This window comes from Paracoccus sp. IB05 (genome assembly GCF_016405985.1).
GTDB lineage: Bacteria > Pseudomonadota > Alphaproteobacteria > Rhodobacterales > Rhodobacteraceae > Pseudogemmobacter.
On the sequence record NZ_JAEFCF010000027.1, the window covers coordinates 49113 to 73533 of the forward strand.

The window sequence follows — 24421 nt, forward strand, 5'->3', positions numbered from 1 at the left end:
CAAAACCGCCCGGAAACCTGTGTTTCCGGGCGGTTCTGATTTCACTTATCGAACATTTCAGCCAATCGCGGCGGCGCGCACATCGGCGTCGATATGTTCGACATATTGTCCGAAGTTTTTCGAGAACATGCCGACCAGAATCTGGGCCTGCGCGTCATAACCCGCCTTATCCGCCCAGGTCTCGCGCGGGTTCAGCAGCACCGGATCCACGCCGGGCACATCGACCGGAACCTCAAAGCCGAAATTCGGGTCCTTGCGGAACTGCACGCGGGCAAGCGAGCCATCCAGCGCCGCCGTCAGCAGCGCGCGCGTCGCCCTGATCGGCATCCGCCGACCCGTCCCATGCTTGCCGCCGGTCCAGCCGGTGTTCACCAGCCAGCAGGAGGCGCCGTGCTTTGCGATCTTCTCCTGCAAAAGCTTGCCATAGACCTCGGGCCGGCGCGGCATGAAGGGGGCGCCGAAACAGGTCGAGAAGGTCGGCGTCGGCTCGGTCACGCCGCGCTCGGTCCCGGGGGTTTTCGAGGTGAAGCCCGAAAGGAAGTGATACATCGCCTGGGCCGGCGTCAGCCGCGAGATCGGGGGAAGCACCCCGAAGGCGTCACATGTCAGCATCACCACATTCTTCGGCATGCCACCCAGACCGGTGGGCGATGCGTTGGAAATATACTCCAGCGGATAGGCGCAGCGCATATTGTCGGTGAGCGAATTGTCTTCGAAATCAAGCTCGAACGTCTCGGGATCCCAGACCATGTTTTCGACCACGGTCGCGAAACGATGGGTGGTGCCATAGATCTCCGGCTCGGCCTCGGCCGAGAGATTGATCGTCTTGGCATAGCAGCCGCCTTCAAAGTTGAAAGTGCCGGTATCCGACCAGCCATGTTCATCATCGCCGATCAGGATGCGCGAGGGATCGGCGGAAAGCGTGGTCTTGCCGGTGCCGGAAAGGCCGAAGAAGACGGCCGTGTCATCCGGATTGCCGATCGCGTGATTGGCCGAGCAATGCATCGGCATCACGCCCTTTTCGGGCAGCAGGTAGTTCAGGATGGTGAAGACCGCTTTTTTGTTCTCGCCGCCATATTCGGTATTGGCGATCAGTACGGTCTTTTCGTCGAAATTCAGCGCGATCACCGTATCGGTGCGGCAGCCGTGCCGCTCGGGGTCGGCCTTGAAGGACGGCAGGTTGATGATTGTCCATTCTGGTTCGAAATGGTCAAGTTCAGCGGCCTCAGGGCGGCGCAGAAGGTGACGGATGAACAGATTATGCCAGGCAAGCCCGCTGACCACCCGCACATCGACACGGTGTGCGGCATCGGCACCGGCATAGAGATCCTGGACGAAAACCTCGCGCCCCTTCAGGTGGTCGAGCATATCGGCCTTGAGCAAAGCCCAGGCGCTCTCCGCCATCGGCGCGTTGTTCTCCCACCAGATGGTGTTCTCGGTCGAAGCCGAACGCACCACGAATTTATCCTTCGGCGAACGGCCGGTAAATTTCCCCGTCGTGCAGAGAAAAGCGCCGCCTTTGCCGATATGGCCCTCGCCGCGGGCAACCGCGGCTTCGACAAGTGCAGGTTCGCGATAGTTGTAATGAACAGTGCCGGCGCCGCTGATCCCCTGGTGGTCCAGAGTGCGTTTCGGGTTCACGCGTCCGTTCATAGTCATATCCGTGCCAAGCTCCGGTCGCCGCGCGCCTGGCGCGGCCTTGGTTGAAACTGCGCCCGGGCCTTGGGCGCAAGGGCAAACCTATCCGTTTGTACTGCCCTCTTTGCGCCTATAACACGCGGCCCGGAAAGGAAAACAGCAACCTTTCAGGGAGTTAGCGCAACCATTCCCAGGTTAGCGCAACCACCGGCGGCACCTTGCCCACAGTGAGGCATATTCGCCATGCTGCCGCATTTTCGTGACGCTTTTCCTGCCGGAACGGGTGGGTGATTCGTTTCCTGTTGATTCCTGCCCGCGCATTGAGGATTATATCCGGATAAGAAACAGAGCAGGATATATTATGTCGCGCATCGCCCTGGTGGACGACGACAGGAACATTCTGACGTCCGTCTCGATGACCCTCGAAGCTGAGGGGTTCGAAGTCGAAACCTATACTGACGGCCAATCGGCCCTGGACGCCTTTAATCGCCGCATGCCCGACATGGCGGTTCTTGATATTAAAATGCCCCGCATGGACGGGATGGATCTCTTGCAGCGGCTGCGCCAGAAGACGGCGATGCCGGTGATTTTCCTCACCTCGAAAGATGACGAGATCGACGAGGTGCTCGGTCTGCGGATGGGCGCGGATGACTATGTCAAAAAGCCTTTCTCGCAGCGGCTGCTGGTCGAACGGATCCGGGCGCTGTTGCGGCGTCAGGATGCCGGTGTGGCGACCGATGCACCGGTCTCGGAAGAGAATAAGGTGATCGAGCGCGGCGAGCTCAGGATGGATCCGCTGCGCCATGCGGTGTCCTGGAAAGGCCGCGATGTCTCGCTGACCGTGACTGAATTCCTGCTTTTGCAGGCCCTGGCGCAGCGCCCGGGTTTTGTGAAGTCGCGCGATCAGCTGATGGATGTGGCTTACGATGATCAGGTCTATGTCGATGATCGCACCATCGACAGCCATATCAAACGGCTGCGCAAGAAGATGCGGACCGTTGATGAGGAATTCTCGGCCATCGAAACGCTTTACGGCATTGGTTATCGCTACAACGAAGAATGACAGCCTCGCCGCGCCTTGGGTCTGACAACCGCAACTCCCGCACCGGAACTGGCCGGCGCGGGGGGCAAGTGCTGCTGGGCGAAGACTGGGTCTCGCCGGAAAGCATTCCTGATGAACAGCGCGGCGCCCGTCCGCTGGGGGGGCTTGTCGCGCTGAACCGCAGCCCGCTGGCGCGCAAGATCGTCATTTTCAACCTGATGGCGCTGATCATCCTTGTGGCAGGGGTACTGTTCCTCAACCCGTTCCGCGACAGCCTGGTCCTCAGCCGCGAGGCGGGACTTGTCCGCGAGGCGCGGCTGATTTCCGGCGTGTTCGAGGCCAGCCAGACGGGCCCGGCCACTGCACCGGATCAGGCAGGCCCGGAGGGGCAGATCACCCCGGCGGCGCCTTACGACTATTCCGCCGCGCTGCGTCGTGTCGACCTGGCGCCCGGTGTGGTGGCCTTTATCTTTGACGCCGAGGGCGCGATTCTTGCGACCCGCACCGGCCCCGAAAGCGATCTGGTGGCCCGTCGCCCGACGGTGATCACCGATTTCCTGAACTCGGTCTGGGACGGGGTTTCGGTGGTGCTTTCGCTGGGCCGTACCCAGCTGGAAGGCGAGGACAGTGCGACGCTGGCGCGCCAGCTTTTGCCCAATGCGATGGCGGGGCAGACTGCCTCTTCGACCGGTCTGGGCCCGGATGGCGGCAAGGTTTTCTCGGTCGCGACCCCGGTGGCGGTTGCGGGCGAGGTGCGTTCGGTCCTGGTCCTGTCTTCGGCGGCGGGCGAGATCGACCGGCTGGTGCGCTATGAGCGGGAACAGGTGCTCCAGGTCTTCATCGTGGCGCTGCTGGTCTCGGTCGGGCTTTCGCTGGTGCTGGCCTCGACCATCGCCAATCCGCTCTCGGATCTGGCGGCGGCGGCAGAGATCGGACGCGGCGGTGACGGCGGTAAGGTCTCGCCGGGGCGGGTGCGGATCCCGGACCTCGCGGCGCGTCCCGATGAGATCGGACGGCTTTCGGTCGCAATGCGCGGCATGGTGGCGGCGCTATACGATCGCATTGATGCCAATGAACAATTTGCCGCCGATGTGGCGCATGAGATCAAGAACCCGCTCGCCTCGCTGCGTTCGGCGGTCGGCTCGCTGCGCTTTGTGAAAAAGGAAGAGCATCGCGAGAAACTGCTCGATGTGATCGAGCATGATGTGCGCCGCCTTGACCGACTGGTTTCGGATATTTCGAATGCCTCGCGCCTCGATTCCGAACTGGTGAAAGAGGAAGAGGAAGAATTCGACCTCGTCCATACCCTGACCAATCTGACGCAATATCTGGGCGAACAGGCGGCCGGGTCGGAGGTCGATTTCCTGACCGACCTGCCTGCGGGCAAGATCATGATCCGCGGTCTCGAAGCGCGGCTGGCCCAGGTCTTCGTCAATCTGATCACCAATGCGATCTCGTTTTGCGAGGCCAGCGATGCGGTGCGGGTCTGGGCGCGTCAGCGCGAGAACCGCGTGCTGATCGTGGTCGAAGATACCGGCCCGGGCATTCCGGAACAGGCGCTGACCAAAGTGTTCAAGCGCTTTTATTCCGACCGGCCCGAGACGCATTTCGGCAATAACTCCGGCCTCGGCCTGTCGATCTCGAAACAGATCGTCGAGGCGCATGGCGGGGTGATCTGGGCCGAAAACATCCGCCACCCGAATGCCGACCCCAATTCCGAGCCGCTGGGCGCGCGTTTCGTGGTCGGTCTGCCGGTTTGACGATGTGACGGCAGTGCAGATCCTGCATGCCAGTTCGGTTGCCATCCTGGGCAGGGGGGTGCTGATCCTCGGCCCTTCGGAGGCGGGGAAATCGGCGCTGGCGCTGAAACTCATGGCTTATGGCGCGGCGCTGGTCGCGGATGACCAGACCGCGCTGACCGTGTCTGGCGGCGGGGTCGAGATCTCCTGCCCCTCGCAGGCGATCAGCGGGCTGATCGAGGCGCGGGGGATCGGCATCCTGCGGGTGACGCCCTCGGGCCCGGTGCCGCTTGCTCTGGTGGTCGATCTGGGGCAGGCGGAAACCGAGCGACTGCCCCCCCGGCGACACATATCTATACTTGGATATGAACTGCCGCTTGTGCTGCGCGCGCAAAATGACCATCTTGCCGAAGGATTGCTTGCCCTGATGACGGGCGGGCGACAGGAGTGAGCTATGGATGCCTCTCTGGTGGCCGGTTCTGAGGCGGCCCAGTCCCGGGACGCGGTGCCCGGGGAATTCAGACTGGTCCTTGTGACCGGGCCGTCAGGCGCCGGGCGGACCACTGCCATCCGGGTTCTGGAAGATATCGGCTATGAGACGATCGACAATATTCCCCTGAGCCTGATCCCGCGTCTGCTGGAGGGCACTGCCCCTGACCGGCCTGTGGCCCTGGGGCTTGATGTCCGCAACCGCGATTTCAACGCCACCGCGCTGATCGAGCTGATCGACGGGATGGTGCGTGACCCCGGGGTCTCGCCGATGGTGGTCTATCTGGACTGCGCCTCGCCCGAACTGATCCGCCGCTATTCCGAGACCCGCCGGCGCCACCCTCTGGCCCCCGATGAGACCCCGGCCGAAGGCATCGCGCGCGAGCTGGATCTGCTGACCCCGATCCGGGTCCGGGCCGATCTGCTGATCGACACGACCGAGCTGTCGCCCCATGACCTGAAAGCCGAGATCAAGCGTTGGTTCGAGCCGGACAGATCCGGCCGCCTCGCGGTGTCGCTGCAAAGCTTCAGCTACCGCCGCGGCCTGCCGCGCGGGGTGGATATGGTCTTTGACTGCCGCTTTCTGAAAAACCCGCACTGGAACCCCGCGCTCCGCGCTTTGGACGGGCGGGATCCGGCTGTGCAGGCGTTTCTGGCGCAGGATCCGAATTTTGCCCCCTTCCTTGACCGGGTGCGGGATCTGGTTGAATTTCTGCTGCCGGCTCAGGTGGGCGAGGGCAAGGCGCATCTCGCAATCGGGTTTGGCTGCACCGGCGGGCAACACAGATCGGTTGCTATAGCAGAATTGATGGGCAGTGCCCTTGCGCAGGCCGGCTGGCCGGTGTCAAAACGGCACAGGGAACTGGAACGCAAGGCCGGCGAGATGCCTGGCCCAGCTGACAAGGTGTCTGTGGCTTGATCGGGATCGTAATCGTCGCTCATGGAGGGCTGGCGCGGGAATATCTTTCCGCTGTGGAGCATGTTGTCGGCAAACAGGACGGCATGATCGCCATTGCGATTGAAGATGACCATGACCGCAACGCCAAACAGGCCGAAATCATCGCTGCCGCCAATTCGGTTGACAGCGGTGAGGGGGTCGTTGTGGTGACGGATATGTTCGGGGGATCGCCCTCGAATCTGTCCTTGCCGGCCTGTACGGCGTCGGGACGTCGCATTCTTTATGGCGCGAACCTGCCAATGCTGATTAAGCTGGCGAAATCGCGCGATATTCCTGTGCCGGAGGCAGTTGCCGCCGCGTTGGATGCCGGGCGCAAATATATCAATAGCCTTGATCTCGGCGGCGGGATCTGAGGCGGAATTTCGACCTGGGGATTGCGCTTGAGGACTTTCAAAATCGTCAATGAGAAGGGGCTTCATGCCCGCGCCTCTGCGAAATTCGTCGAGACGGTCGAGGCACATGACGCCCGCGCGCTCGTCTCCAAGGACGGGATGGAGGTTTCGGGGGATTCGATCATGGGTCTTTTGATGCTTGCCGCCTCGCGCGGAACCTCGATTGACGTGACGACGTCGGGCGCCGATGCGGAGAAACTTGCCGATGCCCTGGAGGCTCTGGTTGCCGGGCGCTTCGGAGAAGACTATTGAGGGCTGTCCTCGTGGAATGAGGGGTCCGGTTTTCGGGCCTGTACCGGGGACCACACGCTGAGGATCGTCGCTTCGTGACCGAGCAAAGCCCGCCCACCGCCAAACCCGCAGCGCCGGCTCCGGTGGACAAACCCTATGATATGCGCCGGCTGTCTTATGCCGGAACATTCCGCAACCCGTTCAAGGCGAATTCGATTCGCGCGATTGAATGGCTGACGGCGAAGATCCAGCTTTTATCGCTGATCCGCAGCTTCGAGAAGTCCGGTGCCCCCTTTGGTGCCCCCTTCTGGCCCAAGGCGATCCGCCATATGGGCATCCGCATCGACACGCCGCCCGAGGAAATCGCCCGTATCCCCAAAACCGGGCCGGTCGTCGTTGTGGCGAACCACCCCTCGGGTCTGGTCGATGGCATGATCATGGCCGAGCTGATCACCCGCGTGCGGCCCGATTTCAAAATCCTCACCCGTTCGCTTCTGACCGGCATCCCCGAGGTCGAGGAATTCATGATCCCGGTTCCCTTCCCGCATGAAGACAATGCGCGCGAAGAGGGGCTGAAGATGCGCAACGAGACGCTCGCGCAGCTGAAAAACGGCGGCGTGATCATTCTCTTCCCCGCCGGCAAAGTCGCGATGTCCGAGACATATTTCGGCCCGGCGATCGAGGCGGAGTGGAATGTCTTCACCCATAAGATCGTGAAATCGACCGGTGCGACCATCCTGCCGATCTATTTCCCCGGCCAGAACAGCCGCAGCTTCCTGATCGCGAACAAGCTGTCGGATACATTGCGCCAGGGCCTCTTGCTGCGCGAGATTAAGCGCGCGCTGTTCAAGCCGCAGCGCCCCTTTATCGGCGAGCCGATCCCGGCGGATGAGCTGAAGAAATGGGAAGGCAATCCGCGCGGCTTCCTCGCCTGGCTGCGCGAACATACACTGGCTTTGGGCAAGGCGCGCTGACGCAACCCGGGCTTTCGGCCCGCGCCGGAATGGGTAAGATATGCGCCGGCTTCGCTTCGGGGCCTAGTGCGGGGCATGATGAGCGTTTCACCTGAGCTGCTGATCCTCGATTGCGATGGCGTGCTGATCGACAGCGAGATCATCAGCGCGCAGATGCTGGTGGCGGAACTGGCGCAGCTGGGTGTTGAGATCGACCTGGCCTATGTCGCCCGCCATTTTCTGGGGCGCAGCTATCCGACGGTGATGGCGACGATCCGCGCTGATTTTGGCCTCGATCTGCCGCCCGAATTCGAAACGGGCTACCGCGAGGCACTGCTGGCCGCGTTCAGGCGCGATCTGCGCATCATGCCGGGTGTGGCCGGGATGCTGGACAAGCTGGCAGCGCCGGTCTGTGTGGCGACCTCGTCCAGCCCCCGCCGGGTTGAGACCTCGCTCAGGCTGGTCGGGCTCTGGGACCGGCTTGGCGCGGTGACCTTTACCGCAAGCGAGGTAGCACAGGGTAAACCGGCACCGGATCTGTTTCTCCATGCTGCGGCGCGGATGGGGGTGGCGCCTGCGGCCTGCCTCGTGATCGAGGACAGCCTGACGGGTTTGCGCGCGGCGAATGCGGCGGGCATGGAGGTCTGGCGCTTTATCGGGGGCAGTCATATGGGCTCTGATACGCCGGAAGAGCCCGAAGACGCCCGACCCGCCCGCCGTTTTGACGATTTCTCGCGGTTTTTTGACATGGTGCCAGAGTTGAGGAGGCCGCAATGAGGAAACCACAATGAGCCGGGCCGATACAGAACCCAGCCTGCTTGACGATGCAGCCCGTGCCGGCTGGCTTTACTATGTCGGTGGCATGACCCAGGACCAGATCGCGGGCGAGCTGGGCATTTCGCGCCAGCGCGCCCAGCGGCTGGTCAGCCGCGCCATGGCCGAAGGGCTGATCCAGGTGCGGCTCAATCACCCGATTGGCGCCTCGATGGATCTGGCGGCGCGGCTGAAGGAGCGTTTCGGGCTGGCCACCTGCCGGGTGGTCCCGGGCCTCGGGCCGGGCGCTGACCCTGCCGCCGGGATCGCCGGCGCGGCGGCGGCTGAACTGGAGCGGGTCCTTCGGATGGAGGATCCCCTGACCATCGGCTTTGGCACCGGCCGCGCGCTGCGGGCGCTTGTCGAGGCGCTGGAGCCGATGGCCGCGCCGCAGCATCGGCTGGTCTCGCTGATCGGCAATATCGCCCCGGATGGTTCGGCGAGCTTTTTCGATGTGGTGATGCGGCTCGCCGACCGGGTCCAGGCGCCGCATTACCCGATGCTGGTGCCGGTGGTGTCCTCGACCGCCGCGGAACGTGCCGAATTCCACGCGCTTGGCCCCGTCAGGCGGGTGCTTGAACTCGCGCGCGGCGCGGATGTGGTCTTTGTCGGCGTCGGCCAGATGTCGGATGACGCGCCGCTGCACCGGGACGGATTTGTCAGCGATGCCGAGCTGCGCGAGATGCAGGCGGCGGGTGCCGCAGGCGAGGTCGCGGGCTGGGTGTTTGATTCGGATGGCCGCTATCTCGATTTCGGCATCAACACCCGCACCGGCGGCCTCAGGGTCGAACCTGGCCTCTCCCGCCCTGCCATCGGCATTGCTGCGGGTGCATCCAAAGTGCCGGGCATCCATGCCGCGCTGAAATCCCACATTATCAACGGTCTCATCACCGATTCCCCCACCGCCGAGGCGCTGCTGGCGCGCATCTGAGCCGCCGGTCCCCCTCGCAGCTGCAGCGGAGGAAAGGGATTGACGAAACATATCCAGATGTGAGCAATTGATCACAGTGCGATGAATTGCTCATTTAGGTGATTCAGACGCAGCCAGGGAGGAAAACCAATGAAACTGTCGCACCGCGCCATGTTTGGCGCGACGGTTGCGCTCGCCCTTTCCGGGGCGGCGATGGCCGATACCACCATCACCGTCGCCACCGTGAACAATGGCGACATGATCCGGATGCAGGGGCTGATGGAGGCGTTTTACGCGAAACATCCCGACATCAGGGTCGATTGGGTGACGCTTGAGGAAAACGTCCTGCGCCAGCGCGTCACCACCGATGTGGCGACCAAAGGCGGCCAGTTCGACGTTATGACCATCGGCACCTATGAGGCCCCGATCTGGGGCAAGCAGGGCTGGCTTCTGCCGTTGAATGACCTGCCCGCCGATTACGATGTCGATGACCTGCTGCCGGCGATCCGGGGCGGGTTGACGGTTGACGGCAATCTCATCGCCGCGCCGTTCTATGGTGAAAGCTCGATGGTGATGTATCGCACCGACCTGATGGAGAAGGCCGGGCTCACGATGCCAGATGCGCCGACCTGGGCCTTCATCAAAGAAGCCGCCGCCGCGATGACCGACAAGCCGAATGAGGTTTACGGCATCTGCCTGCGCGGCAAGGCGGGCTGGGGCGAGAATATGGCCTTCCTCTCGGCCATGGGGAACAGCTTCGGCGCGAAGTGGTTCGACATGGACTGGAAGCCGCAATTCGACCAGAAGCCCTGGAAGGATACGCTGGATTTCTACCTTGATCTGATGGGCGATTATGGCCCGCCCGGGGCGGCGAATAATGGCTTCAACGAGAATCTCTCGCTGTTCCAGCAGGGCAAATGCGGCATGTGGATCGACGCGACCGTGGCGGCGAGCTTTGTGACCAATGCGGCGGAATCAACCGTGGCGGATAAGGTCGGCTTTGCCCTGGCGCCGGATAACGGGCTGGGCAAGCGCGGCAACTGGCTCTGGGCCTGGAACCTTGCAATCCCTGCGGGCACGCAGAAGGAAGAGGCCGCGAAGTCCTTCGTCGCCTGGGCGACCAGCAAGGACTATCTCGCGCTGGTGGCCGAGAAAGAAGGCTGGGCCAATGTGCCCCCCGGCACCCGCCAGTCGCTTTACGACAACCCGGAATACCAGAAGCTGCCCTTCGCAAAGATGACGCTTGAATCGATCAATGCGGCCGATCCGAACAATCCTGCGGTGGATCCGGTGCCCTATGTCGGGGTGCAATTCGTGGCGATCCCGGAGTTCCAGGGGCTCGGCACGGCGGTCGGGCAGATGTTCTCAGCGGCGCTGGCGGGGTCTGATACGGCTGAGGGAGCGCTGGCCAAGGCGCAGGCCTTCACCACGACCGAGATGACCCGTTCGGGCTATATCAAGTGACCGGTTAAGAGGTTCCTCCCGGCGGGGCTGCAAGATCTTTTCGCGGCCCCGCCACTTTCCCCCCGTATTTCAGGACCACATCATGGCGACCGAACAGTCCAGGACGGCTGCGCGTCTTATGGTCTCTCCGGCGGTTATCCTGTTGTTTTTGTGGATGATCGTGCCGTTGGGCATGACGCTTTACTTCTCATTCCTGCGCTACAACCTGCTGATGCCGGGGATGGAGAGCTGGACCGGGTTCGACAATTACTACTATTTCATCACCCAGCCCGCCTTCTGGCCTGCCCTGACCAATACGTTGCTCCTCGTGCTGGGCGTGCTGGCCATCACGGTGATCGGGGGCATCGCGCTTGCCCTGCTCCTGGATCAGCCGTTCAGGGGGCAGGGCGTGGTGCGGGTCATGGTGATTGCGCCCTTCTTCGTCATGCCGACCGTCGCCGCGCTGGTCTGGAAGAACATGTTCATGAACCCGGTAAACGGCATGTTCGCGCATCTCTTCAAATCCGTGGGGCTGCAACCCTTTGATTTCCTGAGCCATGCGCCGCTGGCCTCGATCATCCTGATCGTGGCCTGGTCCTGGCTGCCCTTTGCCACGCTGATCCTGCTGACCGCGTTGCAAAGCCTTGACCGCGAGCAGATGGAGGCCGCCGAGATGGACGGCGCCGGCTGGCGCAGCCGCTTCTGGCACCTGACCCTGCCGCATCTGACGCGGCCCATCACGGTCGTGATCCTGATCCAGACGATTTTCCTGCTTTCGGTCTTTGCCGAGATCCTCGTTACCACCAATGGCGGCCCGGGCACAGCCTCGACCAACCTGCCTTTCCTCGTCTATTCGCAATCGCTTTTGTCCTTTGACGTCGGTGGAGGGGCTGCCGGGGGCATCATCGCGGTCATCCTCGCCAATATCGTTGCGGTCTTCCTGATGCGGATGATCGGCAAGAATCTGGAGGTCTGAGCCATGGCGCGCAGCACAAGCCCCGCCCGGACATGGGCCGTCACCGTCGCGGCCTGGACGATCGGTTTCCTGATCTTCTTCCCGATCCTGTGGATCTTCATCCTCTCCTTCCGGAGCGAGGGTGATGCGATCAAGGCCCCGCTTGAGGTCCTGACCTCATCCTGGACTCTGGAGAGCTACCATGTCGTGCAGGAGCGCTCGAACTACTTCCTGCATTTCATGAATTCGGTGATCATCTCGCTCGGATCGACGGTGCTGGCGCTGGTGATCGCGATCCCGGCGGCCTGGTCGATGGCCTTTGTCCCCGGCAAACGCACCAAAGATCTGCTGATGTGGATGCTCTCGACCAAGATGATGCCGGCGGTCGGCGTGCTGGTGCCGCTGTATCTGTTGTTCCGCGATTTCGGGCTTCTGGACAGCCGCATTGGTCTGGTCGGCGTGCTGACCCTGATCAACCTGCCGATCGTGATCTGGATGCTCTATACCTATTTCCGCGAGATCCCGGGTGAGATCCTCGAAGCCGCGCGGATGGATGGCGCCAGTCTGGGCCGTGAAATCCTCTATGTCCTGACCCCGATGGCCGTGCCCGGGATCGCCTCGACCATGCTGCTGAACATCATCCTGGCCTGGAATGAGGCCTTCTGGACGCTGCAGCTGACCACCAAAAACGCAGCCCCCCTGACGCAGTTCATCGCGAGCTATTCCAGCCCCGAGGGCCTTTTCTACGCAAAACTCTCGGCGGCCTCGACCATGGCCATTGCGCCGATCCTGATCCTTGGCTGGTTCAGCCAGAAACAACTCGTCCGCGGCCTGACCTTTGGCGCGGTGAAGTGAGGTAAAGAATGGGACAGATTACCCTTTCCGCGGTCACGAAAAGCTTTGGCGAAGTGAATGTCATTCCGCCGCTCGACCTGACCATCAATGACGGTGAATTCGTTGTTTTCGTGGGGCCTTCGGGCTGCGGCAAATCGACCTTGCTCAGGCTGATCGCGGGGCTTGAGGATATATCCTCGGGCCAGGTCGTGATCGATGGCAAGGACGCGACCGATACCGCGCCGGGAAGCCGGGGGCTCGCGATGGTGTTCCAGTCCTATGCGCTTTATCCGCATATGACGGTCCGCAAAAACATCGCCTTCCCGCTGAAAATGGCCGGGCTCAGCCCCGATCAGCAAAAGGCAAAGGTCGAGCAGGCGGCGAAGGTGCTGAACCTGACGAATTACCTCGACCGCCGCCCGGGCCAGCTGTCCGGTGGCCAGCGCCAGCGCGTCGCGATTGGCCGCGCCATCGTGCGTGAACCGGCGGCGTTTTTGTTCGACGAGCCGCTGTCCAACCTGGATGCGGCCTTGCGCGTGACCATGCGGCAAGAGATTTCCGAGCTGCACCAGTCACTTAAGACCACGATGATCTATGTGACCCATGATCAGGTCGAGGCGATGACCATGGCCGATAAGATCGTGGTGCTGAATGCGGGCCGGATCGAACAGGTCGGCTCGCCGCTGGAGCTTTATCGCCAGCCGAAGAACCTCTTTGTCGCGGGCTTTATCGGCAGCCCGAAGATGAATTTCATCACCGGGGCCGAAGCCGCGCGTGAGGGCTGCGCGACACTTGGCGCGCGCCCGGAACATATCGCGGTGACGCAAGGCGGGCGGTGGACCGGCGTGGTGGGCCTTGCCGAACACCTGGGCTCTGACACGTTCCTCAAGGTTCAGACCGCCGAGGCGGGCGAGCTGACCGTCCGCGTCTCGGGCGAGATGGCGCTGCATCACGGCGACCGCGTCAGCCTCAGCCCGCAAGAGGGCAAGCTTTACCGCTTCGACCATGAGGGAAGGGCGCTGTGATGCGGGGGTCGGAGACGGAGCCTGATCTCTCGGTGCAAATGCCCGGCTATGATCGCAAATCCCTGACACCGGGCATCGTCCATATCGGGCTGGGGAATTTTCACCGCGCCCATATGGCGGTCTATCTTGATGACCTGTTCGGCCTTGGCCTCGGGCAGGACTGGGCCATCATCGGCGCCGGTGTGCGCCCGGCGGATGCAGCGATGCGCGAGGCCCTGCTGGCCCAGGATTGCCTCTCGACCGTGATCGCGCTGGACCCGCAGGGGCGCAGCTGTCGCCGCATCGGCGCGATGGTGGATTTCCTGCCGGTTGAGCCTGGCAATGCCAGCCTGATCGCGGCGATGTCGCGGCCAGAGATCCGCATCGTTTCGCTCACCGTGACCGAAGGCGGCTATTTCATCGACCCGGCCTCGGGCGCGTTTGACCCGACCGCCCCGGCGATTGTCGCCGATGCGGCGCGCCCTGATGCGCCCGGCACTGCCTTCGGCGCGATTGTGGCCGCGCTGAAAGCGCGCCGCCTTGCGGGGATCGCGCCCTTTACCGTGATGTCCTGCGACAACCTGCCCGGAAATGGCGATGTCACCCGCAACGCGGTGACGGGCCTCGCGCGTCTGTCGGACCCGGATCTGAGCGCCTGGATCAGGGCGGCGGTCGCCTTCCCGAATGCGATGGTTGATCGCATCACCCCCGCGACCGGCCCGCGCGAGCGCGCAATGGCGGCGGCTTTTGGTCTTGATGATCCGGTACCGGTGACCTGCGAGCCCTTCCGTCAATGGGTGGTCGAGGATCACTTCCCCGCCGGACGCCCGGCCCTGGAACGGGTCGGCGTGACCTTCAGCCACGAGGTGCATGCCTATGAGATGATGAAAATCCGCATTCTCAACGGCGGGCATGCGATCATCGCCTATCCGGCCGGGCTGATGGATATCGAATTTGTCCATGAGGCGATGGCCGATCCGCTGATCGCGGGCTTCCTTGACCGGGTCGAGACGGAGGAGGTGGTGCCCTATGTGCCGCCGGTCCCGGATACGGTGATCGCCGATTACTATGAGGTGATCCGGCAGCGGTTTTCCAATCCCGAAGTGGCCGATACCACGCGGCGGCTTTGCCTTGACGGGTCGAACCGGCAGCCGAAATTCATCATCCCCTCGCTGCGCGACGCGCTGGCGGCAGGCGGGTCGGTCGAGGGGCTGGCGCTGGTCTCGGCGCTCTGGTGTCGCTATTGCGCCGGGGTGACGGACAGCGGCGCCGTGATTGCGGCGAATGATCCGGACTGGGATCGGCTGACTGCGCTGGCGCAACAGGCGCGGGCACAGCCCGACCTCTGGCTGGCACAAAAAACGATCTATGGTGAAACCGGCGAGGACCCGCGATTTCGCGCGGCCTTCGCGCATCATCTGACGCGCCTCTGGGCCGAGGGAACGCGGGCAGTTCTGGGCGCGTATCTGGCGCGGTAAGCCCGGGCCGGGTCCGGATTCAGCGGAACCGGGCTCAGCGGGTCGGAACCGGCACTTCGCCGCGGTAGTCGTAAAAGCCGCGCTGCGATTTGCGGCCCAGCCAGCCGGCCTCGACATATTTCGTCAAAAGCGGGCAGGGCCGGTATTTGGTATCGGCCAGGCCGTCATAAAGCACGTTCATGATCGCAAGGCAGGTATCGAGCCCGATGAAATCCGCAAGCTCCAGCGGGCCCATCGGGTGATTGGCACCAAGCTTGAGCGCCTCGTCGATGGAGCGCACATTTCCGACGCCTTCATAGAGCGTATAGACCGCCTCATTGATCATCGGAATCAGGATGCGGTTCACGATGAAGGCGGGGAAGTCTTCGGCCGAAGCCGCGGTTTTTCCGAGCTTTTCCACGACGGCATGCAGTGCGCTATAGGTCGCCTGATCGGTGGCGATACCCCGGATCAGCTCGACCAGCTGCATCACGGGGACCGGGTTCATGAAGTGGAACCCCATGAATTTCTCGGGCCGGTCAGTGCGCGAGGCGAGCCGTGTGATCGAGATCGAAGAGGTGTTCGAGGTCAGGATCGTCTCGGGTTTCAGATGGGGCAGCAGCGCGTCGAAAATGGCCTGTTTCACCGTTTCACGTTCGGTCGCGGCCTCGATGACCAGATCCGAGGGGCCCAGATCGGCCAGGGTCATGGTGGTCCTGATCCGGCCCATCGCCGCCTGCTTGTCCTCGGCCGAGACTTTCCCGCGCGACACCTGGCGTTCCAGATTGCGGTCGATGATGGCGACGGCCTTTTGCAGCGAGTCTTCATTCACGTCGTTCAGCAGCACGTCATATCCGGCGAGCGCGAAAACATGCGCGATGCCGTTGCCCATCTGCCCCGCGCCTACGATGCCGACCGAACGGATATCCATGATGAGCCTCTTCCTGTTGCGGCTGTGAGATTAGGCGCGGGGGCCTGCGGGGGCAATCCCTGCTGCGGGCGCTGGCCGGTTCCGCAATGGAAAAGGGCGCCCGGGGGGCGCCCTTTCGTACCTTTTCTGCGTTTTGCAGATCAGAGTTTTTCTGTGAGCTCGGGGAGGATGGTGAAGAGGTCTCCCACCAGGCCATAGTCGGCGACCTGGAAGATCGGGGCTTCTTCGTCCTTGTTGATCGCGACGATGACCTTCGAGTCCTTCATGCCGGCGAGATGCTGGATTGCACCCGAGATGCCGACCGCGACGTAAAGATCAGGCGCCACGACCTTGCCGGTCTGGCCGACCTGCCAGTCATTCGGCGCGTAGCCGCTGTCGACCGCTGCGCGGCTTGCGCCGACGGCTGCGTTCAGCTTGTCCGCGAGCTTCTCGATCACCGCGAAGCTCTCTTTCGAACCGACACCGCGCCCGCCCGACACGACGATCTTCGCCGAGGTCAGTTCGGGACGATCCGAAGCCGCCACCCGGTTTTCGACAAAGCTCGACAGGCCGGAGGCAGTAGCCTCTGCCGCGGTCTCGACCGGCGCCGAACCACCTTCGCCAGCCGCCGCAAAAGCCGCCGTGCGCACCGAAAAGACCTTCTTCGCGTCCGAAGATTTCACCGTCTGAATCGCGTTGCCGGCATAGATTGGCCGCTCAAAGGTTTCAGAATCGATAACGGCGGTCACATCCGAGATCACCATAACGTCGAGCAGCGCCGCAACGCGCGGCAGAACGTTCTTGTTATAGGCGGTCGCGGCACCGGTGATATGGCTGTACGCCCCCGCGAGGCTGACCACCAGATCGGCCATCGGTTCGGCCAGGCCATTGTTATCGCTGGCATTCAGAACTTTGCTCACGCCATCAAGCTTTGCCGCAGCCGCCGCAGCCTCTGCCGGGCCTGCGACCAGAAGATGCACTTCGCCCAAGGATTTCACAGCCGTCAACGTTTTGGCAACCGAATCGGTGGCAAGCTGGCCTTCGTTCACATCGGCAATCAGGAGAACAGCCATCAGATCACCCCCGCTTCATCTTTGAGTTTCGCCACCAGCTCATCGACCGAGGCTACGCGCACACCCGCCTTGCGGCCGGCCGGTTCCGTGGTTTTCACGACCGTCAGGCGCGGGGTCACATCGACGCCATAGTCAGCCGGGGTCTTCACCGCCAGCGGCTTCGCCTTGGCCTTCATGATGTTCGGCAGGCTTGCGTAACGCGGCTCATTGAGGCGCAGATCGACGGTGACGACCGCCGGCAGGCTGACCTCGATGACCTGGAGACCGCCATCGACCTCGCGGGTGACGCGGGCTTTGTCGCCCTCAATCACCAGTTCCGAGGCAAAGGTCGCCTGAGCCTGGCCAAGCAGCGCCGCCAGCATCTGGCCGGTCGCGTTCATATCATTGTCGATCGCCTGCTTGCCGGCCAGGACCAGGCCGGGGGCCTCTTCCTTCACCACGGCCGCCAGCAGTTTCGCCACGGCGAGAGGCTCGATATCGGTGTGCACGTCAGACGTGGCTTCGATCAGGATCGCCCGGTCCGCGCCCATCGCCAGCGCGTTGCGCAGGGTCTCCTGCGCCTGTTTGACGCCGATCGAGACGACCACGACCTCGGTGGCGATGCCCTTTTCCTTCAGGCGGATCGCTTCTTCCACAGCGATCTCGTCAAAGGGGTTCATCGACATCTTCACATTGGCAAGATCGACACCCGAACCATCCGCCTTCACACGGACCTTCACGTTATAGTCAATCACCCGTTTGACAGGCACGAGGACCTTCATGCGGTAAATCTCCATTTCAGGGGGCGTTCGCACGCCCCTCACAAGCTCCCGGCAGGAGTGTTATCGCAGGGGGAAACGATTCTACAGCAAAAAGCGACAGGTCCCGGATGCACTGCGTCGCGTTACTGATGCGTCTTTTCGATCAGATGTGTGAAAGGGGCGATCAGCCCGCTGCGCCATCCGGTTCGGCATCGTCACGTGTCAGGCCAGGCACCCAGAGCACGTCCGACTGACCATCGTCATTGGCAATGCGGCCGGCCACAAAAAACCAGTCCGACAGACGATTCAGATATCGCACTGCATCGGGGTTCACATCCTCTTCGCCGGCAAGCTCCACTGCCAGCCGCTCAGCCCGGCGGCAGACCGTGCGGCACAGATGCAACTGTGCCGCCAGCGGCGATCCCCCGGGCAGGATAAAACTGCGCAAGGGCGTCAGCCGGGTGTTCATCGCGTCAATCTCGCGCTCCAGCCGGTCAACCTGGGGCGCGATCATCCGCAGCGGCGTATATGAGAGGGTCTCGTCCAGATGCCGGTCCGGCGTCGCAAGATCGGCGCCAAGATCAAAGAGGTCGTTCGAGATCCGGGCCAGCGCCAGCGCGACTTCGCCTGTCGCATGCAACCGGGCAAGGCCCACGGTCGCATTGGTCTCGTCTACCGTGCCATAGGCGGAGACGCGGGTCGCATGTTTCGGCACTCTCGCGCCATTCGACAGGGCTGTTTCGCCCTTGTCCCCGGTGCGCGTGTAGATTTTTGACAGAACGACCATGGTTTCTCCCTGACCTTGCGCCGCCGCACCCGCCGCCTCAGCTGCCCGAATGCCGGAACCAGGCAAAGGCGACCAGCAGGATGACGGCGATGAACTGAGCGATAAGGCGCCAACGCATGATCTTATTCGCGTTGCGCCGGTTGAAATCACCACCTTTGGCGAAGGTGCCGATACCGAAGATGAGGATCGCGGCGACGACAAGCGCAGCGAAGGCCGCGAGGAGGAAAAGGGGATCTCTCAACATGCTGTGCTCTTTCTGTGCGCCCGGCGGCACAACAGTGCCACGGGGGAAAGCCTAAAGCGCAAAGGGGGGAATGCGAAGGGTGAAACTGCCGTCTCAGCCTTTCGCGATCAGCCAGTCCAGCATGGGGCGTGGCAGCAGCCAGCGCGCGAAAGCCATCAGCCAGGTGGCTTTGGTCACGTAATACCTGGCCTTTGGGCGCGGCTTTTCCACCGCTTTCACCAGCGCCGCCGTCACCGCCGAAGGCGGCAGCTCAAAGCGGTCAGGCGCATTTTTCGCCTCGTACAGCCGGTGCAGCAGGGTGCGATATTCGTCAGAGCGCGCCGAATTTTCCCAGTCGATCCATTTCTCAAAATGCGGGATCGAGTTTTCGCGGATGCGCGAGGTGACCGGGCCGGGCTCGATCAGCACGACGTCAATTCCGGTGCCGCGCATCTCAAGGCGCAACACATCGGTCATCCCCTCCATCGCGAATTTCGTTGCCACATAGGCGCCGCGCCATTTCATCGGCACCAGCCCCAGCACCGAAGAGCAGTTGACGATCCGCCCGGCACCCGCGGCGCGCATCAGCGGGATCACCCGGCGCGTCAGGTCGTGATAGCCGAAGAGATTGACCTCGAAAATCTCGCGCAGGGCGCCGCGCGGCAGATCTTCGACCGCGCCGGGGCAGGCAAAGGCGCCATTGTTGAACAGGGCGCCAAGCCGGCCGCCATTGCGCTCGTGGATCTCGTCGATGGCGCTCGCGATGCTGGGTTCATCGGAATAATCGAGGCGAAAGCTCTCGAACCCCTGTTCCCGCAGCCTTTCGCAATCGGCCTCCTGGCGGCAGGTGGCAAAGACGCGCCAGCCACGGGCCTTCATACCCTGTGCCGCATCCAGCCCGATGCCGGAGGAACATCCGGTGATGAGAATCGATCTGTCCATTGCTCTGCCCGTCTTTTTTCCAAAGCCTTAGGGGCAAAGACCGGGCAGCGTCAAATGAAGATCGCCCCAGGGGGCAGGGGGGAAACCCCGCCCGCTTTCAATAGGCGTCGGTCAGGAAGCGCGAAGCGACATAGCCGTAGATTCCGTCGCCTTCGATCGCCACCTCGACCCATTCCGAATCAACCGCGCCGATCACGCGGACGGCTTCGCCTTCGGAAAGCCGGCCGACCACCGAAGAATCGGTCGAAGGGCCAAGCCGCACATTGACCGAACTGGCCGAAACGGTACGGATATCGCCGTTCATTGCCGGCCCGTCATTGGAAAGGCCGTCATAAGAGGGGCTGTCATAGGCGGCGGACGGGTCGGGCGAAAGCGCGCCGCCATCGGTCGGATCGGCATAAAGCGAGGTTTCCGCCATGGCGGGCGCAGCCGGGGCAGACATCTCTGCGGATCCGGCGGCCGTAGCGTCGAGTGTCGCCGTGTCGCCGCTGGGATCAGGCAGTGAAGACAGGGTAAAAACGGGCTTTGCTGCCGGCGCGGCGGGCTCGGCCTTCGGCACGCTCGCGATTTCCGGGGCCGCAGCCAGCTCGACCGGCGGCGGCAGATCTGTGGCGGAGAGCTGGACGCGCCCGGGTTCGGGCGTGACAGTGACGGTGGGCGAGAAGGTGCGGGTGACGAGCACGATCTCTTCCCCGGTCGCGACCGCACGGGCAAGACCGGGGCGCATCTGGCCCTTGTCCTCGCCGGCGACCAGCAGAGTGACGAATATAGCCGCTGAAAGCGGCAACACATAGCGCAACATCGGCAGACTTTCGGAATTTGGCAGCAGCACACCCCCTGTCTAACACAGATCAGGGGGAAAAATCAGCAGCAAAATCCTCATGCCCGGCGCGGGCCGCGCGTTGTTGCGCGAAAACCGACTGGACCAGCCCCGGGCCTCAGCCTAGACAAGATGCATGTCCGACGAAGATGACGATCACAATTCCCTGGGTGCAACCGAAGTCGAGCCGCTCTCGCGGGCGATTGGCGAGCGGTATCTGACCTATGCGCTGTCCACCATCATGCACCGGGCGCTGCCCGATGCGCGCGATGGGCTGAAGCCGGTTCACCGGCGAATCCTTTATGCGATGCGCGAGCTGAAGCTCTCGGCGACCGGGGGCTTCCGGAAATCGGCCAAGATCGTCGGCGATGTGATGGGCAATTATCACCCGCATGGCGATGGCGCGATCTATGATGCGATGGCGCGCCTGGCGCAGGATTTCAACGTCCGCTACCCGCTGGTCGATGGCCAGGGCAATTTCGGCAATATCGACGGCGACAGCCCGGCGGCGTCGCGCTACACCGAGGCGCGTCTGACCGCGCTGGCCGAGACCCTTATGGAGGGGCTGGCCGAGAACGCGGTCGATTTCCGCCCGAATTATGACGGCACGCTGGAAGAGCCCGTCGTGATGCCGGCGGCCTTCCCGAATCTGCTTGCGAACGGGTCTTCCGGAATCGCGGTGGGGATGGCGACGAATATCGCGCCGCATAACCTGGACGAGCTGATCCGCGGCTGTCATGCGATGCTGAAGGATCCCGAGATCAGCATTGACGGGCTGATGGACCATATCCCGGGCCCCGATTTCCCGACCGGCGGCGTGATCGTCGAGCCGAAGGAATCGATGCGCGAGGCCTATGCCACCGGGCGCGGCGCCTTCCGCATCCGCGCGAAATGGGAGATCGAGGATCTGGGCCGGGGCGCCTGGCAGATCGTCGTGACCGAGATCCCCTATCAGGTGCAGAAGTCGAAGCTGATCGAGAAACTGGCCGAGGTGATCCACCTGAAAAAGGTGCCGCTGCTGGCCGATGTGCGCGACGAATCCGCCGAGGATGTCCGCGTGGTGCTGGAACCCCGCGCCCGCAATGTCGACCCCGAGATGCTGATGGGGATGCTCTATCGCAATTCCGATCTCGAGACGCGGTTCAGCCTGAACATGAACGTGCTGATTGATGGTCGTGTGCCCCGCGTCTGTTCGCTCAAAGAGGTGCTGCGGGCGTTTCTCGACCACCGCCGCGAGGTGCTGCGCCGGCGCTCGACGCATCGGATTGAAAAGATCGACCACCGGCTTGAAGTGCTTGAAGGCTTTATCATTGCCTATCTGAACCTCGACCGGGTGATTGACATCATCCGCTATGACAGCGACCCGAAAGCCGCGCTGATGGCCGAGGTCTGGGGCAGGACCTATCCGCGCGCGCTGTCGGAAAAGGACTACAAAGGGCCAAAGCCGCGCAGCCCCGGCGATCTGACCGAGGTCCAGGCCGAGGCGATCCTCAATATGCGGCTGCGGTCTTTGCGCCGTCTGGAAGAGATGGAGCTGCGCGCCGAACGCGATACGCTGATCCTGGAGCGGGCCGGGCTTGCCGATCTGCTGGCCTCGGATGCAAAACAGTGGACGCGGATTGGCGAAGAGCTGGAAGAGATCCGGCGGAAATTCGGCAAGGACTGGGTGCATGGTGCCCGCCGTACCGCATTCGCCGATGCCGGCTCGGTCGAGGAAGTGCCGTTTGAGGCGATGATCGAGCGCGAGCCGATCACGGTGATCTGCTCCAAAATGGGCTGGATCCGCGCGATGAAGGGCCATGTCGATCTGGCGGCAGAGCAGAAATTCAAGGATGGCGACGGGCCGCGTTTCGCCTTCCATGCCGAGACCACCGACAAGATCCTGCTTGTGGCCGAGAATGGCCGCTTCTTTACCCTGATCGGCGCCAACCTGCCTGGCGGGCGCGGCATGGGCGAACCCGTGCGCCTGATGGTCGATCTGGCGAATGACACCGATATCACTGATCTGATCCTCTATCGTCCGGGCGAGAAATATATGCTCGCCTCAACGGCCGGGGATGGTTTCGTGGTGCCGGCCGAAGAACTGCTGGCACAGACGAAGGCGGGCAAGCAGGTGCTGACGGTGAAGGACGGGGTGAAATCCGCGATGTGCCGCAAGGTAAGCGGCGATCATGTCGCTGTGGTGGGCGAGAACCGCAAGCTGCTGGTCTTCCCGCTGGTACAGCTCCCCGAGATGGCCAAAGGCAAAGGCGTCAGGCTGCAGAAATACAAAGATGGCGGTCTGTCGGATGCGATCACCTTTACCCTGGCCGATGGTCTGAGCTGGAAAGACCCGGCGGGCCGCACCCGGCTCGAGACCGATCTGAGTGAATGGATCGGCGCCCGCGCCGGGACCGGCAAGATGGCCCCGCGCGGCTTCCCCCGCGACAATAGGTTCAACTGAGGCGCAACCGGAATTTTATCGTAAAATTCCGGCCAAATTCCTGTGGCAGGAATTTGTCTTCTGGCGGGCCGGTCGTGTGCGGGTTTGCCTGTTGCCTCTGGCTCGGCTATCGGTGGGGCGTCTCAACCGGAGTTCTGCTTTGTATCTGCGCGGATTTGCCTCTTTCGCCCTTGTTTGCTCGCTGGCCGCCTGTGGCGGGAAGGCAGATCTGAACGAGCCTCCGATGCCCTTTGGTGATTTTGTGCTGGGCCACAACATCATCGTGGCAGACAATGTGCAGAAAGTGCCGATCTCGCGCGATGCGACGCCCGACGAATGGCAGAAGGTGATGCAAAAAGCGGTCGATGACCGCTTCGGGCAAAAGCGCTATCAGGGCAGCCGCATTTACAATATCGGCATCTCTGTCGATGGCTATGCGCTGGCCCCTCCAGGAATCCCGGTCGTTGCCGCTCCGAAATCCGTGCTCGCCATCACCGCCAATATCTGGGACGACGCGAAGGCGAAAAAGCTGAATGAAGAGGGTAAAAAATTCACCATTTTTGAGGGGCTGTCGGGCGAAAGTGTGATCGGCACAGGTCTGACCCGCACCAAGGCCCAGCAGATGGAGGCGCTGAGCTATAATGCAGTGCAGAAGATCGAGGCCTGGCTTTTAGAACATCCCGACTGGTTTGGCCTGACGAAAGACGAGCAAAAAGAATTGCTTGCCGCCCGTGAGGCCGAGATTGAAGCCGCAGAGGCGAAGCCCGCAGAGGATGAGGCCCAGGATCCGGCTGCAGCCGCGACCGCAGCCGCTTTGCCCGCCGGCAAGGGCGCGGCAACGGGCAAGGGCGCTCCGAAGGGGTGACGCGATGGGCGCGACACCAACGGACACTTGATTTTCCCTGTCACCATCGTTAAGTCGCCGCCCGAGTGAACCAGGGGTTTCCCGTGAGGGGGGCTCCGCAGAGCAAGGGCGGCCAGGATGGCAAAGGCAAAGTTTGAACGGAACAAACCGCACGTCAATATCGGCACGATCGGCCATGTTGACCACGGCAAGACGACCCTGACGGCCGCGATCACCAAATATTTCGGTGATTTCAAAGCCTATGACCAGATCGACGGTGCTCCGGAAGAGCGCGCCCGCGGCATCACGATCTCGACCGCTCACGTTGAGTATGAGTCGGAATCGCGCCACTACGCCCATGTTGACTGCCCCGGCCACGCCGACTACGTCAAAAACATGATCACCGGTGCTGCCCAGATGGACGGCGCGATCCTCGTGGTGAACGCAGCTGACGGCCCGATGCCGCAGACCCGCGAGCACATCCTGCTCGGCCGCCAGGTGGGTATCCCCTATATGGTCGTCTATATGAACAAGGTCGACCAGGTCGATGACCCGGAACTGCTGGAACTCGTCGAGATGGAAATCCGCGAGCTTCTGTCGTCCTACGAATACCCGGGCGACGATATTCCGATCATCAAGGGCTCGGCTCTGGCTGCGATGAACGGCACCAATCCGGAGATCGGCGAGAACTCGATCCGCGAACTGATCGCGGCGGTCGACGCCTATATCCCGACCCCGGAGCGCGCGGTTGATCAGCCCTTCCTGATGCCGATCGAAGACGTGTTCTCGATCTCGGGCCGCG

At 62.7% G+C, this 24421-nt stretch carries 25 protein-coding genes; 17 read left to right on the plus strand and 8 right to left on the minus strand.

The window, feature by feature from the left end:
- Positions 1 to 57: 57 nt before the first annotated feature.
- Complete coding sequence (locus JC607_RS16895) at positions 58 to 1653, minus strand: phosphoenolpyruvate carboxykinase (RefSeq protein WP_198838065.1); 1596 nt, start codon at positions 1651 to 1653, stop codon at positions 58 to 60.
- Between the two features lie 346 nt (positions 1654 to 1999).
- Between JC607_RS16895 and JC607_RS16900 the strand changes: the two genes are divergently transcribed.
- The 14 genes from JC607_RS16900 (at position 2000) to JC607_RS16965 (ending at position 14879) form a co-directional block, all read left to right on the plus strand.
- A complete protein-coding gene (locus JC607_RS16900; protein WP_092899290.1) occupies positions 2000 to 2701 on the plus strand; it encodes a response regulator transcription factor in 702 nt (233 codons plus the stop codon).
- Positions 2698 to 4440 carry a sensor histidine kinase gene (locus tag JC607_RS16905; protein WP_198838066.1) on the plus strand — a complete coding sequence of 581 codons (1743 nt, stop codon included), beginning with the start codon at positions 2698 to 2700 and terminating at the stop codon, positions 4438 to 4440. Before JC607_RS16900 ends, JC607_RS16905 begins: the two co-directional genes overlap by 4 nt.
- A 13-nt stretch (positions 4441 to 4453) precedes the next feature.
- Positions 4454 to 4870, plus strand: a complete 417-nt coding sequence (locus tag JC607_RS16910; protein ID WP_370584850.1) for an HPr kinase/phosphorylase — start codon at positions 4454 to 4456, stop codon at positions 4868 to 4870.
- A 3-nt stretch (positions 4871 to 4873) separates the two neighbouring features.
- Positions 4874 to 5827 carry an RNase adapter RapZ gene (gene rapZ / locus JC607_RS16915; RefSeq protein WP_198838068.1) on the plus strand — a complete coding sequence of 318 codons (954 nt, stop codon included), beginning with the start codon at positions 4874 to 4876 and terminating at the stop codon, positions 5825 to 5827.
- Positions 5824 to 6219, plus strand: a complete 396-nt coding sequence (locus tag JC607_RS16920; protein WP_092899282.1) for a PTS sugar transporter subunit IIA — start codon at positions 5824 to 5826, stop codon at positions 6217 to 6219. The genes rapZ and JC607_RS16920 overlap by 4 nt, the downstream gene beginning before the upstream one ends.
- A 21-nt stretch (positions 6220 to 6240) precedes the next feature.
- Positions 6241 to 6510, plus strand: coding sequence for an HPr family phosphocarrier protein (locus tag JC607_RS16925; protein WP_198838069.1), 270 nt, complete (start codon positions 6241 to 6243; stop codon positions 6508 to 6510).
- Between the two features lie 74 nt (positions 6511 to 6584).
- Positions 6585 to 7463: a lysophospholipid acyltransferase family protein gene (locus tag JC607_RS16930; protein WP_370584851.1), complete on the plus strand. Its 879-nt coding sequence runs from the start codon at positions 6585 to 6587 to the stop codon at positions 7461 to 7463.
- 78 nt (positions 7464 to 7541) lie between these two features.
- Positions 7542 to 8219: an HAD family phosphatase gene (locus JC607_RS16935; RefSeq protein ID WP_198838070.1), complete on the plus strand. Its 678-nt coding sequence runs from the start codon at positions 7542 to 7544 to the stop codon at positions 8217 to 8219.
- 10 nt (positions 8220 to 8229) lie between these two features.
- Positions 8230 to 9186 carry a sugar-binding transcriptional regulator gene (locus JC607_RS16940; protein ID WP_198838071.1) on the plus strand — a complete coding sequence of 319 codons (957 nt, stop codon included), beginning with the start codon at positions 8230 to 8232 and terminating at the stop codon, positions 9184 to 9186.
- 129 nt (positions 9187 to 9315) lie between these two features.
- Positions 9316 to 10629: a sugar ABC transporter substrate-binding protein gene (locus JC607_RS16945; RefSeq protein WP_198838072.1), complete on the plus strand. Its 1314-nt coding sequence runs from the start codon at positions 9316 to 9318 to the stop codon at positions 10627 to 10629.
- An 82-nt stretch (positions 10630 to 10711) separates the two neighbouring features.
- Complete coding sequence (locus JC607_RS16950) at positions 10712 to 11584, plus strand: carbohydrate ABC transporter permease (RefSeq protein ID WP_198838073.1); 873 nt, start codon at positions 10712 to 10714, stop codon at positions 11582 to 11584.
- Positions 11585 to 11587: 3 nt separating this feature from the next.
- Positions 11588 to 12418, plus strand: a complete 831-nt coding sequence (locus JC607_RS16955; protein ID WP_198838074.1) for a carbohydrate ABC transporter permease — start codon at positions 11588 to 11590, stop codon at positions 12416 to 12418.
- Positions 12419 to 12426: 8 nt separating this feature from the next.
- Positions 12427 to 13422: an ABC transporter ATP-binding protein gene (locus JC607_RS16960; RefSeq protein WP_198838075.1), complete on the plus strand. Its 996-nt coding sequence runs from the start codon at positions 12427 to 12429 to the stop codon at positions 13420 to 13422.
- Positions 13422 to 14879 (plus strand): mannitol dehydrogenase family protein, encoded by a 1458-nt coding sequence (locus JC607_RS16965; RefSeq protein ID WP_198838090.1) that lies wholly within the window; start codon positions 13422 to 13424, stop codon positions 14877 to 14879. Before JC607_RS16960 ends, JC607_RS16965 begins: the two co-directional genes overlap by 1 nt.
- Positions 14880 to 14913: 34 nt before the next feature.
- Here the strand turns inward: JC607_RS16965 and JC607_RS16970 are convergent, their stop codons facing one another.
- The 7 genes from JC607_RS16970 to JC607_RS17000 form a co-directional block, all read right to left on the minus strand.
- A complete protein-coding gene (locus JC607_RS16970; protein ID WP_198838076.1) occupies positions 14914 to 15789 on the minus strand; it encodes a 3-hydroxybutyryl-CoA dehydrogenase in 876 nt (291 codons plus the stop codon).
- 140 nt (positions 15790 to 15929) lie between these two features.
- A complete protein-coding gene (locus JC607_RS16975; RefSeq protein WP_198838077.1) occupies positions 15930 to 16841 on the minus strand; it encodes an electron transfer flavoprotein subunit alpha/FixB family protein in 912 nt (303 codons plus the stop codon).
- Positions 16841 to 17602, minus strand: coding sequence for an electron transfer flavoprotein subunit beta/FixA family protein (locus JC607_RS16980; RefSeq protein ID WP_198838078.1), 762 nt, complete (start codon positions 17600 to 17602; stop codon positions 16841 to 16843). Before JC607_RS16980 ends, JC607_RS16975 begins: the two co-directional genes overlap by 1 nt.
- Positions 17603 to 17765: 163 nt before the next feature.
- On the minus strand, positions 17766 to 18368 hold the full coding sequence (locus JC607_RS16985; RefSeq protein WP_198838079.1) for a cob(I)yrinic acid a,c-diamide adenosyltransferase: 603 nt from the start codon (positions 18366 to 18368) through the stop codon (positions 17766 to 17768).
- Between the two features lie 37 nt (positions 18369 to 18405).
- The gene (locus JC607_RS16990) at positions 18406 to 18612 is read right to left on the minus strand and encodes a twin transmembrane helix small protein (protein ID WP_198838080.1); all 207 of its coding nucleotides are present in this window, start codon (positions 18610 to 18612) and stop codon (positions 18406 to 18408) included.
- Positions 18613 to 18705: 93 nt separating this feature from the next.
- Entirely contained in the window at positions 18706 to 19533 is an 828-nt protein-coding gene (locus tag JC607_RS16995; protein ID WP_198838081.1) for an SDR family NAD(P)-dependent oxidoreductase, read from the minus strand.
- Between the two features lie 97 nt (positions 19534 to 19630).
- Positions 19631 to 20335, minus strand: coding sequence for an SH3 domain-containing protein (locus tag JC607_RS17000; protein WP_198838082.1), 705 nt, complete (start codon positions 20333 to 20335; stop codon positions 19631 to 19633).
- A 154-nt stretch (positions 20336 to 20489) separates the two neighbouring features.
- On the opposite strand from JC607_RS17000, the gene JC607_RS17005 reads away from it, so the two are divergent.
- From JC607_RS17005 to JC607_RS17015, 3 genes are all read left to right on the plus strand, one after another.
- A complete protein-coding gene (locus JC607_RS17005; RefSeq protein ID WP_198838083.1) occupies positions 20490 to 22796 on the plus strand; it encodes a DNA topoisomerase IV subunit A in 2307 nt (768 codons plus the stop codon).
- A gap of 139 nt (positions 22797 to 22935) precedes the next feature.
- Entirely contained in the window at positions 22936 to 23640 is a 705-nt protein-coding gene (locus JC607_RS17010) for a hypothetical protein (protein WP_233092965.1), read from the plus strand.
- A gap of 117 nt (positions 23641 to 23757) precedes the next feature.
- Positions 23758 to 24421 (plus strand): GTP-binding protein (locus JC607_RS17015; protein ID WP_198838084.1); only part of this gene is annotated, 664 nt, incomplete at its 3' end.

Excerpts from the sequence above, each read along its gene's own strand:
- JC607_RS16965 (WP_198838090.1), top strand. The coding sequence starts at position 13,422 with ATGCGGGGGTCGGAGACGGAGCCTGATCTCTCGGTGCAAATGCCCGGC.
- JC607_RS16940 (WP_198838071.1), top strand. The coding sequence starts at position 8,230 with ATGAGCCGGGCCGATACAGAACCCAGCCTGCTTGACGATGCAGCCCGT.
- JC607_RS16995 (WP_198838081.1), bottom strand. The coding sequence starts at position 19,533 with ATGGACAGATCGATTCTCATCACCGGATGTTCCTCCGGCATCGGGCTG.
- JC607_RS16950 (WP_198838073.1), top strand. The coding sequence starts at position 10,712 with ATGGCGACCGAACAGTCCAGGACGGCTGCGCGTCTTATGGTCTCTCCG.
- JC607_RS16975 (WP_198838077.1), bottom strand. The coding sequence starts at position 16,841 with ATGGCTGTTCTCCTGATTGCCGATGTGAACGAAGGCCAGCTTGCCACC.
- JC607_RS16945 (WP_198838072.1), top strand. The coding sequence starts at position 9,316 with ATGAAACTGTCGCACCGCGCCATGTTTGGCGCGACGGTTGCGCTCGCC.
- rapZ (WP_198838068.1), top strand. The coding sequence starts at position 4,874 with ATGGATGCCTCTCTGGTGGCCGGTTCTGAGGCGGCCCAGTCCCGGGAC.
- JC607_RS16935 (WP_198838070.1), top strand. The coding sequence starts at position 7,542 with ATGAGCGTTTCACCTGAGCTGCTGATCCTCGATTGCGATGGCGTGCTG.
- JC607_RS16970 (WP_198838076.1), bottom strand. The coding sequence starts at position 15,789 with ATGGATATCCGTTCGGTCGGCATCGTAGGCGCGGGGCAGATGGGCAAC.
- JC607_RS16990 (WP_198838080.1), bottom strand. The coding sequence starts at position 18,612 with ATGTTGAGAGATCCCCTTTTCCTCCTCGCGGCCTTCGCTGCGCTTGTC.
- JC607_RS16980 (WP_198838078.1), bottom strand. The coding sequence starts at position 17,602 with ATGAAGGTCCTCGTGCCTGTCAAACGGGTGATTGACTATAACGTGAAG.
- JC607_RS16905 (WP_198838066.1), top strand. The coding sequence starts at position 2,698 with ATGACAGCCTCGCCGCGCCTTGGGTCTGACAACCGCAACTCCCGCACC.
- JC607_RS16985 (WP_198838079.1), bottom strand. The coding sequence starts at position 18,368 with ATGGTCGTTCTGTCAAAAATCTACACGCGCACCGGGGACAAGGGCGAA.
- JC607_RS17000 (WP_198838082.1), bottom strand. The coding sequence starts at position 20,335 with ATGTTGCGCTATGTGTTGCCGCTTTCAGCGGCTATATTCGTCACTCTG.
- JC607_RS16960 (WP_198838075.1), top strand. The coding sequence starts at position 12,427 with ATGGGACAGATTACCCTTTCCGCGGTCACGAAAAGCTTTGGCGAAGTG.
- JC607_RS17005 (WP_198838083.1), top strand. The coding sequence starts at position 20,490 with ATGTCCGACGAAGATGACGATCACAATTCCCTGGGTGCAACCGAAGTC.
- JC607_RS16955 (WP_198838074.1), top strand. The coding sequence starts at position 11,588 with ATGGCGCGCAGCACAAGCCCCGCCCGGACATGGGCCGTCACCGTCGCG.
- JC607_RS16895 (WP_198838065.1), bottom strand. The coding sequence starts at position 1,653 with ATGAACGGACGCGTGAACCCGAAACGCACTCTGGACCACCAGGGGATC.
- JC607_RS16900 (WP_092899290.1), top strand. The coding sequence starts at position 2,000 with ATGTCGCGCATCGCCCTGGTGGACGACGACAGGAACATTCTGACGTCC.